This window comes from Streptomyces sp. (assembly GCF_035563135.1).
Classification (GTDB): domain Bacteria; phylum Actinomycetota; class Actinomycetes; order Streptomycetales; family Streptomycetaceae; genus Streptomyces.
Map to the genome: position 1 here is coordinate 1 of NZ_DATMVN010000255.1, position 15,939 is coordinate 15,939.

Consider the following 15,939-nt stretch of genomic DNA (forward strand, 5'->3'; position numbering starts at 1 on the left):
CCCGGGACCACGGCACTGCCGGCCGGGACGCTGCTGTGGGCCAGGCGCAGCGTCCCCGCTCCGCCGGCCGCTCCCGCTCCCGCCGCCGGGGTGCGGCTCCTGACGGACGGCAGCGGTGTTCCCGCTCGGGCCGCCACGGCCGGGCCCGGCGACGAGGAGGAGCTGGAAGAGGCGCTGACCAGCGCGCCGGTCCCGGAGAGCTGAGCGTCTCCAGGGTGTCCTAGCCCCTACTCCGGTCGTTCATTTCGTTATGACCGTGACCCTTACCGACACCGACCCGCCGTCCACCACCGAACTGCTGACCGAGGCCCTCCTCGGACCGGACCACCGCCGCGAGCACGGATTCTGGCAGCGGCTGATCAGCACAGAACCGTTCCGCCGCCCTGTCGGCGGAACGCCCGAAGAGCGACTGGACCTCGCCTACGACCGGTTGCGGATCCTCAACCAATCCCTCGACAGCGGAGCACGCCTCGCCGCCGACCCGCGGGCGCTGGCCGCCCTGCACGCCTGGCTGGGCCCGGTGGACCCCGCGCTCACCACCGTGGCGGGCATCCACTACAACCTCTTCCTCGGCAGTCTCCTCGACCACGACTGCGTCGCCCGCCGCGATCTGTCCGACTACCTGACGATGCGGCGCATCGGCACCTTCCTGTGCACCGAGGTGGCGCACGGCAACAACGCGTCCGCCATGGAGACCACCGCGACGTACGACCGGGAACGGGACGGATTCGTCCTGCACACCCCGAACGCGGGCGCGCAGAAATTCATGCCCAACACCAGCCCGGCGGGCGGAGCGAAGTCCGGGCTGGTCGCCGCACGCCTGGTGGCGGGCGGTTCCGACCACGGGGTGCGCCTCTTCCTGGTGCCGCTCACCGACGACGTACAGGCGTTGCCGGGCATCCGGGTACGGCGGCTTCCCGCACGGATGGGCAGCCCGGTGGACCACTGCCTGACCTCGTTCGACCGGGTCTTCGTCGCGCGGGACGCCCTGCTGGGATCCGGCGAAGAGGGCGACAGCACAGGGGAGTTCAGGACAGGCCCCGGAGACAGACGGCGACGCTTCCTGGCCTCGCTCGGGCGGGTCACCCCCGGCCGGATCTCCATGAGCGCCTGTGCGGCGGGCTCGGCCCGCGCGACCCTGGCGGTCGCCGTGCGCTACGGCGGGCACCGGCTGATCCCGGGGACCCGGGGCAAGCCGCCCGTGCCCGTCAGCGCCCACCGGTCGCACCACGGGCCGCTCGCTTCGGCCATGGCCACGGTCTTCGCCATGAGCCTGCTGTACCGCAGGGCACAGGAGCGCTGGGAAGCCTGTACGGACGCGGACGGCCGGACGGAGGCGGGGAGACTCGTCGACGTCGCCAAGGCATGGATCACCTGGCGGGCCCGTGAGGTGATCGTCGAGAGCCGTGAACGCTGCGGTGCGCAGGCGCTGCTGGAGAACAACGGCATGACCGAACTCGTCACGGGCGTGGAGGGGGCCATCACCGCCGAGGGCGACAACATCGCCCTCTACGCCAAGGCGGCGGCCGACATGCTCTTCGCCGCCGATCCCGGCAGCGAGAGCGCCCCGGACCGGGGCCCGGCCCCCGGCGACCTGGCCGACCCGTGCTTCCTCGGCCGGCTCCTCACCTCGATCCAGGACATCTGGTTCACCCGGGCCAGGGCCCGCGCCCTGCGGGCACCCGACAGCGACGCCCTCGGGCGGTGGAACGCGGCCTCGGGCCCCGCCCTGCGTGGTGTCGAGGCCTTCGCACACCGGCAGGCCGCAGAGGCGTACGCCGAGGCCCGCGCCACGCTGCCCGAGGGCCCCGCCCGGGACCGGCTGGGCGAGCTGGAGCGGCTGTTCGCCGTCGAATGGGTGGCACGCAACAGCGGCGATCTGCTGGCCGCCGGACTCCTGAGCGGTGATCAGGTCGACGCGCTGCCGGAGACCGCCGAGGAACTGATCGCGGCCGTCGCCGCCCACGCCCCGGAGCTGGCCGATTCCTTCGCCCTGCCCGAAGAACTGCTCGCCGACTGGCCGATCGCCGGAGCCGGATACGTCGATGCGTACGACGATCCCCGGGGCCCCTGGAAGACCGGCCCGAAGGACACCCGGTGAGCGCGGTGAGCAGGGGGCAGGCGGTGCGCGGGCGCCTGGGCGAACGCCTGGAGATCCTGGGGCTGCGCGCCGTACTGCTCGCCTACTGGGGTACGGCGTCCGTGTGCGCCCGCCGGTGCGGGAAGCCGCAGACGGACGGCGGCGAATCGGTTCACCCCAAGCGCTGACCCGTCCGACGGCCTGCCGGTACGGAGGGGCGATCCCTCTCGGTACCGGCGACGGCCCCCCAAGGGCGCCGACAGGCCGCGTGATAGCTTGCAGACGCCAGTCGCACTCCACGTGGAGTCAGGGAATCCGGTGAGAATCCGGAGCTGACGCGCAGCGGTGAGGGGGACGGGCGGGGCCACGGCCACTGGGACACCCTCGGGTGCCCCGGGAAGGCGTCCCGTCCGGACGAACCCGAGTCCGAAGACCTGCTGGCACCCGCTTCCATACCGGGAGCGGAACACCGTAGCGGGCTTCGCGCATGAGCCCTGAGACGCCGGGGGAATCCGTGCCGCCCATAGCCAGCACCGTACGCCGAACCGCCCTGCTCATCACGGGACTCGTCCTCCTCACGGCCTGCGGCGGAGGCGTGAGCGCCTCCGACGGTGAGGCGCGGGAGGACGCGGCCGCCGGATTCCCCGTGACACTGAAGAACTGCGGCCGCACGGTGACCGTCGACGCGCCACCGCGTCACGCCGTCTCCCTCAACCAGGGATCGACGGAGATCCTGCTCTCGCTGGGCCTCGCCGACCGGCTCGCCGGAACTGCGACCTGGACGGACCCCGTGATGAAGGGGCTGGAGAAGGACGAAGCGACCGTGCCCCGGATCGCCGAGAACCAGCCATCCTCGGAGAAGGTCCTCGCCGAGGAACCCGACTTCGTCAGCGCCTCGTTCGAATCCACCCTCGGCAAGGGCGGTGTGGCATCCCGCGACCGGTTCGAGGAACTGGGCGTACCGACGTACCTCTCGCCCGCCGACTGCGTGGGCAAGGACAACCACGGCAGCAGCGACGGCTCCCGCACCGGGCCACTGACCATGGAGCCCGTCTACGGCGAGGTGCGCGACCTGGCCGAGGTGTTCGGCGTCCCGGAGCGGGGCGAGAAGCTGATCACGAGCCTCGAGGACCGCCTCGACAAGGCGACCGCGGACATCGACGCGTCCGACGCCACCCTGCTCTACTGGTTCGCCAACGCAGAGGCCCCCTACCTCGCGGGCTGCTGCGGCGCCCCCGGCATCATCACCGAGGAACTCGGCGCGAAGAACGTCTTCGACGACACGCACGAGGAATGGCCGCAGATCAACTGGGAGACGGTCGCCGACCGCAACCCCGACGTGCTGGTCATCGGCGACCTGACCCGTAAGTCGCAGACGGCCGAGAGCGCCGAGAAGAAGATCGAGTTCCTGGAGTCCGACCCCGCCACGAAGAATCTGGACGCCGTCCGGCACAAGCGTTACGTCCTGCTCAGCGGCCAGGCCATGAATCCGACCATCCGGACCGTGGAAGGCGTGGAACGCGTCGCGGCGGGGCTGCGCTCGTTCGGACTCGCGAGGTGACGAAGACCGGCCACGCTCCGGACGTACGCGGGAGCCGGCCGCCCGTGCCCCGGGCTGCCGCCGGAGCCCGGCTGCTGCGCGACGGCCTCCTGTGGGGCGCCGGTGCCGCTCTGCTGCTCCTGTCCGTCGCGGTCGCCGTCACGATCGGGCCCGCCCGCATCTCCGTCCCGGACGTGTGGTCGGCGGTGGCCTCGCACCTCGGGCTCGGCCACGGGCGGCTGACCCCGATCCGGGACGGCATCATCTGGGACCTGCGCATGCCCCGCACCCTGCTCGCCGCGGTGTGCGGGGCCGGACTCGCGGTGTGCGGCACCGTGATGCAGTCACTGCTGCGCAACCCGCTCGCCGACCCGTTCGTCCTCGGCGTCTCCTCGGGGGCGTCCACCGGGGCGGTCGTGGTCGTGGTCCTGGGCGTCGGCGGGGGAGCGGTGTCCGTCTCCGGCGGTGCCTTCGCCGGGGCACTGTGCTCGTTCGCGCTCGTCCTGGTGCTCAGCCACACACTCGGCGGATCCACCGACCGGGTCGTCCTCTCCGGGGTCGCGGCCATGCAGCTCTTCTCCGCGCTCACCTCCTTCGTCGTGATGACCGCGGCCGACGCGGAGCAGACCCGGGGGGTGCTCTTCTGGCTGCTCGGTTCGCTGAGCGGAGCCGGCTGGAGCGATGTGTGGATGTGCTCCGCCGTGCTGGCGGTGACCCTGCTGATCTGCCTGGGCCATGCCCGTACCCTCGACGCCTTCGCCTTCGGCCAGGACGCCGCGGCGGCCCTCGGGGTGCACGTGGCCCGCACCCGGATCGTGCTGCTCTGCACGACCGCGCTGCTGACCGCCGCCCTCGTCAGCTCGGCGGGCGCCATCGGGTTCGTCGGACTCGTCCTGCCGCACGCCGCCCGGGCGCTGACGGGGGCCGGGCACCGGAGGCTGCTCCCGGTGACCGCGCTCGCCGGAGCCGTCTTCCTGGTCTGGGCCGACACCCTGGCCAGAACCGTCCTCGACCCGCAGGAGGTCCCGGTCGGCGTGGTCACCTCCCTCGTCGGGGTACCCGCCTTCATCCTCGTCCTCCACCGCACGCGGAGGAACGCATGAGCCGGGCGGAGGGCGGGAGGGGCACCCCCGGCGACGGCCTGCGGGCCACCCGGGTCAGCAGGGAGGCCGGCGGGAGGATCGTCCTCGACGGAGTGAGCATCGCGCCGCCTCCCGGCGCCACGGTCGGCCTCCTCGGACCGAACGGCTCCGGCAAGACCACACTGCTGCGGGTGATGGCGGGCGTACTCGCCCCCGGCGCGGGCGTCGTCACCCTCGACGGCCGTACGCTCGCCGAAACCGGCCGGCGAGCCGTGGCCCGCCGCGTAGCCGTCGTCGACCAGCACGCGGTCACCCAGGTCGACCTGAGCGTGCTGGACGTCGTCCGCCTCGGCCGCATCCCGCACCGGCGCGCCTGGTCCCCGTCCGGCCCCGAGGACGAGGACGCCGTGCGCGAGGCCCTGGCGCACACCGGACTCGCCGGCCGGGCCGGGCAGTCCTGGCACACCCTGTCCGGTGGCGAGCGCCAGCGTGTCCAGATCGCCCGCGCCCTGGCCCAGCGGCCGCGTGAACTCCTGCTGGACGAACCCACCAACCACCTGGACATCCAGCACCAGCTGGAGCTGCTGTCCCTGGTCGCCGCCCTGCCCGTCACCGCGGTGGTCGCACTGCACGACCTCAATCTGGCCGCGATGTTCTGCGACCGGGTCACGGTGATGAAAGAAGGGCGCGTGGTGGCCGGCGGAACACCCTCGGAGGTGATCACCGAGGAACTCATCGCCGATGTCTACCGCGTACGCGCGGTGGTGGCACCCGAAGGGCCGGAGGGGCGCCCCTCGGTGCGCTTCCTGCCGGGAAGAGCCCTCCGAGGAGGTCCGGGACACGACGAGGGGGCGGGCCCGTGAACCCGCCCGGGTCCGCCCTCGCTACTGCCGTGCGGCCTTTCGCCGCTGTGTGAGGGGTCAGCGACGACGTCCCTGGCCGAACTCGCCGCCCGTGTCCTTGCCGCTGCCCGTGTCCTTGCCGTCCGCGTAGTCGATCTTCTCCTTGCGGATCTCGGCGGAGACTTCCTTCTGTTCGGTCACCTTGCTGGTTTCGAGGTGGACCCGCTCCACCGGGACCGCCTCCTTGCGGACGGTGGCGCGTTCGGCGTGCAGGGTGACTTCGACGTCCTGTTCACCGAGTTCGTTCGTGCCCTTCGTGCCCCTCACCTTCTCGCCCGGCTGGACAGGCTCGCGCACCACGCGTACCTCTTCGTGGGACACCGGCACCGTCCGCGTGACGTTCTCGGTCACCACGTACTTGTGCAGGCGTGCCTTTCCGCTCTCGTACTCCTCCGTGCCGACCTGGAGCTGTTCCTCGGACCGGATCATGTCCTCCCGGCCTCCGGTACCCGCGGCGGACCGCTCGGCTCCGGCTCCGGCGAGCGGGCGCGACATCGAGGTCTCCGTGTCGCGGTGCCTGCCCGCGCCGGCTGCGGTGCCGGTGGCCTTCGCCTGGCCGGCCGGGGCCGTACGGGCGGTACCGGCCGCGCCGGCCGCACCCATGGCTCCCGTTCCGGTCCCGGACGTCGTACGGGCGTTGCCGCCCGCCCCGGCGTGGCCGGTGCCCTTCCTGGTCATTCCGTAGTGCCGGTAGAGCTCCTCCTCCTCCGATACGGACAGGTGCGCGTCCGCGTCCACCCGGGGGGCGTCCTTGACCCGCTCCTTCGGATGCGAGACGTGCAGGTCGGAGCCCACGCGGCGGGCTCCTGCAAGCGGTACGAAGCTCTCCTTCATGCCGAACATGCCGGTCTTGACCGTGATCCAGTCGGGCCTGCCGGTGTCGTCGTCGACGTACACCCGCCCCACTGTGCCGACCTTCTCTCCATCGCTGTCGTAGACGGTCAGACCGTCGAGTTCTCCGGAATCCGTGAAACCGTCAGCGGCTCCCATGGCCGATTCCTCCTCGCCCGGGCGCGTCCTGCGGTTGGGTCCAGCAGGGGAGGCGCGTCCGGATTCCATCGCGCCTCACCCGCTTGGACGCTGCAACTTCCCGGCCCGGTCGGCGGGCTGCCCAGGCCACCGGGGAAAGGCGGTGGCCCAGCTCCACGCGGATATCGGCCCGCCGGGCGGGTTACGCCATTCGGGTGAGTACTCTCCCGGGTGCGCCTGATGTGCGGCCCCGGCCCGCCCGTATGATCGACGCGCCTCTGCCGACGGCCGGCGGGCCGGACGAAGGGGGTGCGCCATCGGAGCCGTGGACATCCGCCTGCCCCGGCAGCGCGGCGAGCTGCTGACACGGCAGGAGGACGGCCTGGAAATGCACCACCTGGTCTGGCGGCTGGGCCCCGGCTGGCGGGTGTGCAGCAGCGCCGTGCTCGGCGGCGGCATCGGCACGCGTGCCTGGATCCTGAACGCCCAGGTGCCCGGTGGCTATCCCCGGCTCGACCCCGACCGGCACCTCGCGGAGATCGCGTCGGCCGAAGCTCTCGACGGCCCGGGTGCCGGGCTGATGACCGCCGCCGACGTCACCGCGTGCACCGTCGCCGACGACGGAGGTGTGAGCGCCACCGTCACCAGCGGCCTCGGCGTACGGGGATGGGCCGCGGCCCCCGGCCAGGGCGCCGACGGCGCGCTGCCACCGGGCACCGTCAACATCGTCGTCACCCTCCCCGTGGCGCTCTCCGACGCCGCCCTGGTCAACGCGGTGGCCACCGCCACCGAGGCGAAGGTCCAGGCGCTCGTGGACGCCGGACTCGACTGCTCCGGGACGCCGACCGACGCGGTGTGCGTCGCCGCGCCCGATCCGGGAGGGCAGCGAGGGGAACCGTTCGCCGGACCGCGCTCGCGCTGGGGCGCGCGACTCGCCAGAGCCGTGCACCGCGCCGCTCTGGAGAGCGCCCTGCGGCAGTCTTGAGACCCACCGGTCCCGAGACCGCCCGCACCGACGAAGGGAACCCCCATGGCCACCGCATCCTCCGCCGACGCCGCCCCCGGCACGCCGACCGTCGCGGTCCTGGGCACCGGCATCATGGGGTCGGGGATGGCCCGCAGCCTGCTCAGGGCCCAGCTGCCCGTCCGCGTCTGGAACCGCACACGGTCCAGGGCCGAGCCGCTGGCCGTCCAGGGCGCCACCGTGACGCGGACGGCAGAGGAAGCGGTACGCGGAGCGGACGTCGTCCTCACCGCACTGAACGACGGCCGGTCGGTGGCGGACACCCTCACCGCCGCGACACCCGGTCTGCGCCCGGGGCAGGTCTGGCTGCAGAGCTCCACCGTCGGTCTCGACGCCACGACCGACCTCGCCCACCGGGCCGCCGGGCTGGGACTGGTCTATCTCGACACCCCGGTCTCCGGCACCAGGCAGCCCGCGGAGCAGGGCACGCTCACCGTCTTCGTCTCCGGCCCGTCCAGCGCCCGCGCGAGGGTGCTGCCCGTCCTGGAGGCGATCGGGCAGCGCACCGTATGGGTCGGTGAGGATCCGGGGGCCGCCACCCGGCTCAAACTCGTCGCCAACACCTGGGTGATCAACCTGGTCAACAGCGTGGCGGAATGCCTCAATCTCGCCGAGGGACTCGGACTGGACCCGCAGCTCTTCCTGGACGCGGTGAAGGGCGGCCCGCTGGACACGCCGTACCTCCAGGGCAAGTCAGCGGCGGTGCTCTCCGGGGATCTCAGCCCGAGCTTCGCGCTGTCCACCGCGCTCAAGGACTCCCGGCTGATCCTCGACGCCGCCGAGGCGTCCGGTGTGAAGCTCGACCTGGTCGCCGCCTCCGCCGAGCGGTTCACCCGGGCGGAGGCGGCCGGACACGGCGGCCAGGACATGATCGCCACGTACTACGCGGGCCGTCCCGCATAGCCGTTCCGGCCGGGTCCGCCTCGATCACGCCTCGCACGGCGGTTCGGGGGATGCGGTACGGGCACGGTGGCCACGAAGCGGCAACGCCGCGCACGGACGGGCCGGGTCGCCCCGTCCCCTTCCGGCGGACCGGCCCGGCTTCCGTCCCGCGTCAGTCCTGTGTGAACATCCCCTCGCGCAGCTTGCGGAGGATGCGGTTGAGCAGCCGGGAGACGTGCATCTGAGAGATGCCGAGCTCCTCGCCGATCCGGGCCTGCGTCATCTCCTGACCGAACCGCATGCCGATGATGCGGCGCTCACGCGCGTCGAGCCCGTCCAGCAGCGGGGCGAGCGCATGCAGGTTCTCCACCGTCTCCATCGCCGGGTCCGGCTCTCCCAGCATGTCCGCGTAGGTGCGCGTGCCCGTCACGCGGCCCGCCGGGGCCGGCGCGTCGGCAGGTACGTCGAGCGAGCCCGCCGTGTAACCGTTGGCCGCGACGATGCCCTCGGTGACCTCTTCCTCACCGAGGCCGAGATGCCCGGCGAGCTCCTGCACGGTGGGGTCCCGGTCGAGGCCCGCCGCCAGCGTCTCCTTCGCCTTCGCGAGATCCACCCGCAGCTCCTGCAGCCTGCGGGGCACATGCACGGACCAGGTGGTGTCCCGGAAGAAGCGCTTGATCTCACCGACGATGTACGGCACGGCGAACGAGGTGAACTCGACCTCACGGGAGAGGTCGAAGCGGTCGATGGCCTTGATCAGGCCGATCGTGCCGACCTGGACGATGTCCTCCATCTCGCCGCTGCCCCGGTTGCGGAAGCGGCCGGCGGCGAACCGCACGAGGGACAGGTTCATCTCGATGAGGGTGTTCCGGGCGTACTGGTATTCGGGAGTGCCCTCCTCGAACACCTGCAAGCTGTCGAAGAAGAGCTTCGACAGCTTCCGGGCGTCCTGCGGGGCGATCTGCGCGGCGTCCTCGATCCAGGGAAGCCCCTCCGGGGCACCTGCCCGTTCCGCACCGACGGTCTGTGCAGTGTGCACGGTCATCCCGCCACGCTCCTCAGGTTGTGGGCCATGAGGTGTGGGCGCCTGCCCGGCAGTCGGCAACTCATGCGCGGTGAGGCCGCTTTGAGTCACACACATGGCGGAACCGGCCGGAAACGCTCGTGATCGTCCTGTCCGCCGTACCGGTGGACCTCCTGCGCCCACGAGCACACAGAACCGCCCCACCGGTACGGGGGAGCCCGGTGGGGCGGCCACATCCAGAGTGCCACAGGCCGACGCCGGTTGGGGCCGTATCCCCCGCAGAAGTACACGATTCGAGGGCCGGCCGCACAGACCGCTGCGCGTATCGCACGCTTTTGCCGGCCCGGCGCCGTGGTGACGCTGCCGGGCGGTCCGGAAAGCACTCGCGCCCGGCCGGCGTCCCGGAGACGCCGGATCCGGTCGGGTGCACCCGCCGTCCGGCTCCGCAAATCCCTCGGCTCACCCCGCGCCGCAGGGCCTCCTCCCTCTCGGCGCCCGTACCGGCGGAAGCCGCCGGCGTGCGGAGCCGCGCACCGACATCAGGACCCGGAAGCAGGGGACGGGTAGTTTGGAAAACCTGGGATGTCAGGGACGAAACCGGAGGCGTGCCGTGGTCAGAGGGCTCCGGCGCCCGGCAGCGGCGCGCAGACCGCCGCTGCCCGACGCGGATCCAGCAGAGTCGGCGGCGGGCGCCGCCCGGATCGGGAACTGGGCGCTCGCACTCTGGCTCCTCCTCCTGACCGTCGCGGTCGTCCTCCTCGACGCCCTCACCGGTAACGACCTGCCCCTCATCCCGCTCATGGTGGTGCTGCCCGCGCTGGCCTCGGTCTTCTGCACGGTCCGCCAGACCACCGCCGCGGCGGTGTGGGTCATGCTGGTCGTCGTCGGGTCCCGGATCGCGTCGACCGGGGCCTTCTGGGACGTGGCTTTTCTCATCGGTTTCTCGGCCCTCGCCAGCGCGCTGGGTGTCGTCGCCTGTGCGGCGCGCATCCGGCACGCCACCGAGGTGGCGAGGCTCCGCTCGGCCGTCGTCGCGCTCCAGCGCCAGATCCTGCGCCCGCTCCCCGTCGTCACGCGGCAGATCTGCGCCCACGGCCTCTACGAGCCGATGGAGGAGGACCGCTTCGTCGGCGGTGACATCTACGAGGTCGTCCATTCGCCCCATGGGACCCGTGTGATCATCGGCGATGTGCAGGGCAAGGGGCTGCCGGCCATCGGGGCCGGATTCGCCGCGCTGGGCGCGTTCAGGGAGGCGGCCGTGCGGGAGCCCGAACTCACCGCGGTGGCCGACTCCGTCGAGGACGCGGTGGTGCGGCACAACGCCTTCTCGGCCGGGACGGGCGAGACCGAACGTTTCGTCACCGCCCTGCTGCTGGGCTTCGACGGCGGCGACCGGGTGCGGGCCGTCAACTGCGGCCATCTGCCGCCGCGGCTGCTGCACGACGGGTCGGCGTCCGTGGTCCCCCTGCACCGGACGTCCGTACCGCTGGGCATGGCGGAGCTCAGCGGCGAGGAGCGCGCAGCCGAGTGGCTCGGCTTCCCTCCGGGCGCCGTCCTGCTGGTCCTCACCGACGGGGTGACCGAGGCGCGCGACGCGGCGGGTGCCTTCTACCCGCTCGACGAGCGGCTCGGCGCATGGGCGGGGCGCACACCGGACCAGGTGCTGGACGCGCTCCAGGCGGACCTGCAGGAGTTCTCCGGCGGAGTGCGCCGCGATGACGTCGCCGTGCTCGTCCTGAGCAGACCGCCGGACGGTGCGTGACCTTCTCCCGCTCCTCCCATCCAGGCGGAACGGGACACCGGCAGCGGCCGGCTCCTCGCGCACCTTCGCCGCGGGCGTGCCGTGAGGTGCGGACTCCTCGGCGCTCACCCACTCGAACGCTCGGCCGATCCATCCGTCCGGCCCGGGGAGAGGCACGAACGGTTCCCCGAGGTGCAGAAGACCGGCGGACGCGGTTCGCCGGCGGTCTCCACCGCCCGCTGCAGGAGGACCGGGCCGGGCGCCACGAGGACGCGGGAGCGGTCGTCGTCCCGCACGACCGGAGCTTGCGGACCCGTTTCACCGGTGAACGTCTCGGACTCCGGGCCGGCCGTCCCGTGACGGACCCCGGCAGCTACGCCTGTGAGGGAGCGCGCCCCTCCCGCACATAGGCACGCAGCCGTTCGACGAAGACCCGCTGGCCCGCCACCAGCCGTCCGAGGGCGTCGTCCGGCGCGCACCAGGCGAACCTGTCCATCTCCGGGAACTCCCGCAGCACACCGGACCCCCTCGGCCACTCCATGGCAAAGGTCCCCGGCACGGCCGCGGCAGGGTCCAGGCCGGCTTCCACGGCCCATACGGTGACGGTCTTGCCGCCGGACTGACGTGTCTCTCCCAGCGAGACCCACGCTCCGTCCGGGAGAGGCAGCCCGAGTTCCTCCTCGAACTCCCTGCGCGCGGCGGCGGCAGGCTCCTCCGGCGGCACGTACTCCCCCTTGGGGATGGACCAGGCGGCCGCCTCACGTCGGGCCCAGAACGGTCCGCCCATATGGCCGATCAGCACCTCGGCGTCCGGCCGGCCGTCCTCGCCGGTGACGACCCGGAAGAGCAGAAGCCCCGCGCTGCGCCTGACTGCCGACATGTCGTCAAGCATGCGGGCCGGGAGCGGGGAAGGCCACCGGCCCGGTGCCGCCGGGGGACACTCCTTCGCCGCGCGCTGTTCCTCCCGATGTCCCCGTCGTCCCCTGGTGCGCCCTGCCGAGCCCGGTCATGCTGTCCGCCGACAGTGCATCCCGCGCGCAATCTGCTCTGCACCAGGAGGATTTGTGGGCCTTGGCACATTTCGCAACGCCGTGCGGCCACTCGTGCTGCTGGCGACCGCGGGGGCGGTGGCGGCCGGGGCCGTCACACCCGCGGCCGCCGACCGGAATCCGGACCCCCGCCCGTACACCACCGCCGAGGTCCTCAGACCCGTCGCCCCGCCCGCCGCGAGCGGTCCGTCCGGCGAAGCGAGATCCGTCGTGGACGGCGACGGCATCGAGACCGCCCGTGCCTCCCGCCCCGTGGCCCCGGGTATCCGTCTGAGCTCGTACGACCGCCTGGAGTCCGACAAATGGCTGCGGGTCGACGCTCTCCTTGTCGACCTGGACCGCAGCGGGGTGCGCGCCGACTACCTCTCCTCGGGCAAGGTCGCGGACCGGCGCAAGGTCTCCGAGCTCGCCGCCGGGCACGATCCGGGGCGGGGCCGCCGCACCGTCGCCGCGGTCAACGCCGACTTCTTCGACATCAACCAGACCGGAGCCCCCCAGGGACCCGGGGTGAAGGACGGCCGGACGGTCCACTCCCCGGCCCCGGGTGCCAACCGGGCGGTGGGCATCGGACCGGAGAACGCAGGCCGTGTCCTGGAGCTCTACTTCGAGGGCACGCTGTCCCTCCCCTCCGGCGCGCACCCGCTGGCCGCGTACAACGCGGCGAACGTACCGGCCCAGGGCGTGGGCGCCTACACCTCGGCCTGGGGCAGCGCCGGCAGGGCGCTGACCGTCGACGGCGCACGGCCCGTGGCGGAAGCCACGGTGCGGGACGGCAAGGTCGTCTCCGTGTCGGACACCCCCGGATCGGGACCCGTACCCGAGGACACCGTGGTCCTGGTGGGCCGGGAGGCCGGGGCCGGACTGCTGAACGCCCTGGAGCCCGGCGACCCGGTCGGCATCGAATACCGGGCACGCGCCGGCAGCGGAGACGTACCGCGCACCGCCGTCGGGGGCCGGGAGCTCCTCGTCGTCGACGGGGCGGCGCAGAACCACGACGGCGAGGGCAACAACACCGCGGCGCCCCGCACGGCTGTCGGGTTCTCGAAGGACGGCCGGACCATGCAGGTCATCACCGTCGACGGCCGCCAGGCCGACAGCGGCGGTGTCACCCTCACCGAGCTGGGCGAGATGATGCGCAGGGCCGGCTCGTACAGTGCCCTGAACCTCGACGGCGGAGGCTCCTCGACGCTCGTCGCCCGTGAGCCGGGCAGCGACGCGCTCCAGGTCGAGAACAGCCCGTCCGACGGCAGCGAGCGCACGGTCCCCAACGGCCTCGCCCTGACCGCTCCCGACGGCAGCGGGCGCCTCGAAGGGTTCTGGGTCGAGACCCGTACGCCGTCCGGTGCCGCCCCCGGCGACGACCCGGTCGGCGGCGGTCACCCCGAGCGGGTCTTCCCCGGCCTGACCCGGCAGCTCACCGCCGCCGGATACGACGAGACGTACGGCCCCGCGGCAGGCGCCCCGCGCTGGCACGCCGTCAGCCCGTCGGTCGGCAGTGTCGACGCCCGGGGCACGTTCACCGCACGCCGCAGCGGCACGACCGGCGTGCGGGCCGAACGCGCCGGCGCCCACGGCGGGACCCGGATCACCGTCCTCGGCCGGCTGGACCGGATCCGGCCCACCACCACGCGCGTCGGCCTGGCCGGCGAGGAGGCGACCGGCAGCTTCGGCATCGTCGGACTCGACGCCCACGGCACGAGTGCCCCCGTCGAACCGGGCGACCTCGACCTCGACTACGACCGCACGCTGTTCGCCGTCGACGACGACGGCCGGGGATCCTTCACCGTGAGGTCCCTCACCGGCACCGGAGCGGGCCGGATCACGGCCACCGTGGCAGGCGTCAGCACCACCCTCGCGGTGAGCGTCGGCCTCACCGAGCAGGCCGTGGCGGACTTCGAGGACGCCGGATCCTGGAAGTTCAGCCAGGCCCGCGCCGACGGTTCGCTCGGCGCCACGCCGCAGGGGCACACCGGTACCGGCCTCCGGCTCACCTACGACTTCACCCGGTCCACGGCGACGCGCGCCGCCTACGCCTCCCCGCCACGGCCCGTCGCCGTACCGGGCCGGCCGCAGGCGTACACCCTCTGGATCAAGGGAGACGGCCACGGCGCCTGGCCGACCCTGCACCTCAAGGACGCCGCCGGATCCGACCAGCTGCTGCGGGGGCCCTACATCACCTGGACCGGCTGGCGGCAGGTCACCTTCGCCGTACCGCCGGGCGCGGCGATGCCGCTGTCCGTGCACCGCTTCTACCTCGCGGAGACGGCCGCGGCCCGGCAGTACACCGGTGAGATCGTCATCGACGGCCTGACCGCCCAGGTACCGCCCGCGGTCGCTCTGCCCGAACAGACGCAGCCCGCAGACCCGCTGATCGACACCGCCGCGGTCACCGGGCGCAGGGACTGGCAGTTCGCCGTGATGTCGGACGCCCAGTTCGTCGCACGCGAACCGGACAGTGCCCTCACCCGGCAGGCCCGGCGCACCTTGCGCGAGATCAAGGCGGCGCGGCCCGACTTCCTGGTCGTCAACGGCGACCTCGTCGACGAGGGGTCGCCCGCCGACCTCGCCTTCGCCCGCCGGCTCCTCGAAGAGGAACTGGGCGACTCGCTGCCCTGGTACTACGTACCGGGCAACCACGAGGTGATGGGCGGGAAGATCGACGACTTCATCGCACAGTTCGGGCCGGCCCGGCGGACGTTCGACCACAAGGGCACCCGGGTCATCACGCTCGACACCTCGGGTCTCAGCCTTCGCGGGGGCGGCTTCGCCCAGATCAAGGAGCTGCAGGCCCAGCTCGACGCGGCGGCGGAGGACCGCTCCGTCAGCTCCGTGATGCTGATCGAGCACGTGCCCCCGCGCGATCCGACGGCGCAGAAGGGAAGCCAGCTGAGCGACCGCAAGGAGGCGGCCCTCGTCGAACAGTGGCTCGCCGGCTTCCGCCGTACGACGGGCAAGGGCGCGGCCCTCATCGCCGGCCACGTCGGAGTCTTCCACGCCTCGCACGTCGACGGGGTCCCGTATCTGGTCAACGGGAACTCCGGCAAGGCGCCGGCGGGCCCTGCGGACGAGGGGGGTTTCACCGGCTGGTCCCTGATCGGCGCCGACCGCGTCCCGGCCGGTGAACAGGCGGCAGCGCGCCGTCAGCCTTGGCGGGGCGGGCCCGACTGGGTCTCCGTACAGACCCGTGCCCATGTCGACGCCCTGAGCCCGGACGTCCCCTCCGCGCTCGTCGCGGGGGAGCGCGCGAAAGCCGGCGCGTACGTCACCCAGGGCGCGCGGACCGTGCCGGCGGCCTTCCCGCTCAGCGTGGACTGGACCGGCTCCCCGAACGTCCACGTGGGTGAGGCGGACGACGCCCGTGAACGCCACATCGCGACGCTGGACCCCGCCACGGGCACGCTCACCGCGCTCCGCCCGGGCACCGTCACACTGGCTGTGACCGTCAACGGCGTCACCCGGCAGGCAAGGGTCGAGATCGCGGCCGGATCGGCGGCGCCCGCCGCCTGACACCCCGTCGCATGCCGCGGCCCCGCACGGCTCCCGCGCCAGGCCCGGGAACCGTGCGGTGTCGCGTCGTGTGCTCCGGCGTGCGCAGGGGTGTCGGCAATTGGTGGCGGCCGGGCCTTGCGCCGCCTCGCACCAGCCC

At 72.9% G+C, this 15,939-nt stretch carries 12 protein-coding genes, 1 pseudogene and 1 riboswitch; of the genes and pseudogenes, 10 read left to right on the top strand and 3 right to left on the bottom strand.

Annotated features, from left to right (window positions below; all coding sequences use genetic code 11):
- From VN520_RS11130 to VN520_RS11155, 6 genes and pseudogenes are all read left to right on the top strand, one after another.
- Window positions 1-204: pseudogene (locus tag VN520_RS11130) on the top strand (hypothetical protein); the annotation flags it as partial.
- A 46-nt stretch (window positions 205-250) separates the two neighbouring features.
- Window positions 251-2,101 (top strand): acyl-CoA dehydrogenase, encoded by a 1,851-nt coding sequence (locus VN520_RS11135; protein ID WP_325746713.1) that lies wholly within the window; start codon window positions 251-253, stop codon window positions 2,099-2,101.
- Window positions 2,098-2,268, top strand: a complete 171-nt coding sequence (locus tag VN520_RS11140; protein ID WP_325746714.1) for a hypothetical protein — start codon at window positions 2,098-2,100, stop codon at window positions 2,266-2,268. The genes VN520_RS11135 and VN520_RS11140 overlap by 4 nt, the downstream gene beginning before the upstream one ends.
- Before the next feature lie 81 nt (window positions 2,269-2,349).
- Window positions 2,350-2,536: riboswitch (cobalamin riboswitch) on the top strand.
- A gap of 31 nt (window positions 2,537-2,567) precedes the next feature.
- A complete protein-coding gene (locus VN520_RS11145; RefSeq protein ID WP_325746715.1) occupies window positions 2,568-3,641 on the top strand; it encodes an ABC transporter substrate-binding protein in 1,074 nt (357 codons plus the stop codon).
- Between the two features lie 44 nt (window positions 3,642-3,685).
- A complete protein-coding gene (locus VN520_RS11150; RefSeq protein WP_414719827.1) occupies window positions 3,686-4,723 on the top strand; it encodes a FecCD family ABC transporter permease in 1,038 nt (345 codons plus the stop codon).
- Entirely contained in the window at window positions 4,720-5,565 is an 846-nt protein-coding gene (locus VN520_RS11155; protein WP_325746716.1) for an ABC transporter ATP-binding protein, read from the top strand. Before VN520_RS11150 ends, VN520_RS11155 begins: the two co-directional genes overlap by 4 nt.
- A 57-nt stretch (window positions 5,566-5,622) precedes the next feature.
- Here VN520_RS11155 and VN520_RS11160 read toward each other — a convergent pair whose 3' ends face one another.
- On the bottom strand, window positions 5,623-6,594 hold the full coding sequence (locus tag VN520_RS11160; protein ID WP_325746717.1) for a PRC and DUF2382 domain-containing protein: 972 nt from the start codon (window positions 6,592-6,594) through the stop codon (window positions 5,623-5,625).
- A 367-nt stretch (window positions 6,595-6,961) separates the two neighbouring features.
- Between VN520_RS11160 and VN520_RS11165 the strand changes: the two genes are divergently transcribed.
- Both VN520_RS11165 and VN520_RS11170 read left to right on the top strand, forming a co-directional pair.
- Complete coding sequence (locus VN520_RS11165) at window positions 6,962-7,558, top strand: adenosylcobinamide amidohydrolase (RefSeq protein WP_325746738.1); 597 nt, start codon at window positions 6,962-6,964, stop codon at window positions 7,556-7,558.
- 45 nt (window positions 7,559-7,603) lie between these two features.
- A complete protein-coding gene (locus VN520_RS11170) occupies window positions 7,604-8,500 on the top strand; it encodes an NAD(P)-dependent oxidoreductase (RefSeq protein WP_325746718.1) in 897 nt (298 codons plus the stop codon).
- 151 nt (window positions 8,501-8,651) lie between these two features.
- Here VN520_RS11170 and VN520_RS11175 read toward each other — a convergent pair whose 3' ends face one another.
- Window positions 8,652-9,524, bottom strand: coding sequence for an RNA polymerase sigma factor SigF (locus VN520_RS11175; protein ID WP_325746719.1), 873 nt, complete (start codon window positions 9,522-9,524; stop codon window positions 8,652-8,654).
- 589 nt (window positions 9,525-10,113) lie between these two features.
- Between VN520_RS11175 and VN520_RS11180 the strand changes: the two genes are divergently transcribed.
- On the top strand, window positions 10,114-11,265 hold the full coding sequence (locus tag VN520_RS11180) for a PP2C family protein-serine/threonine phosphatase (RefSeq protein WP_325746720.1): 1,152 nt from the start codon (window positions 10,114-10,116) through the stop codon (window positions 11,263-11,265).
- A 352-nt stretch (window positions 11,266-11,617) separates the two neighbouring features.
- On the opposite strand, the gene VN520_RS11185 is transcribed toward VN520_RS11180, so the two are convergent.
- Window positions 11,618-12,124 carry an NUDIX domain-containing protein gene (locus VN520_RS11185; protein WP_325746721.1) on the bottom strand — a complete coding sequence of 169 codons (507 nt, stop codon included), beginning with the start codon at window positions 12,122-12,124 and terminating at the stop codon, window positions 11,618-11,620.
- A 211-nt stretch (window positions 12,125-12,335) separates the two neighbouring features.
- Here VN520_RS11185 and VN520_RS11190 point away from each other — a divergent pair, with 211 nt between their 5' ends.
- Window positions 12,336-15,800: a phosphodiester glycosidase family protein gene (locus VN520_RS11190; protein WP_325746722.1), complete on the top strand. Its 3,465-nt coding sequence runs from the start codon at window positions 12,336-12,338 to the stop codon at window positions 15,798-15,800.
- Window positions 15,801-15,939: the final 139 nt, after the last annotated feature.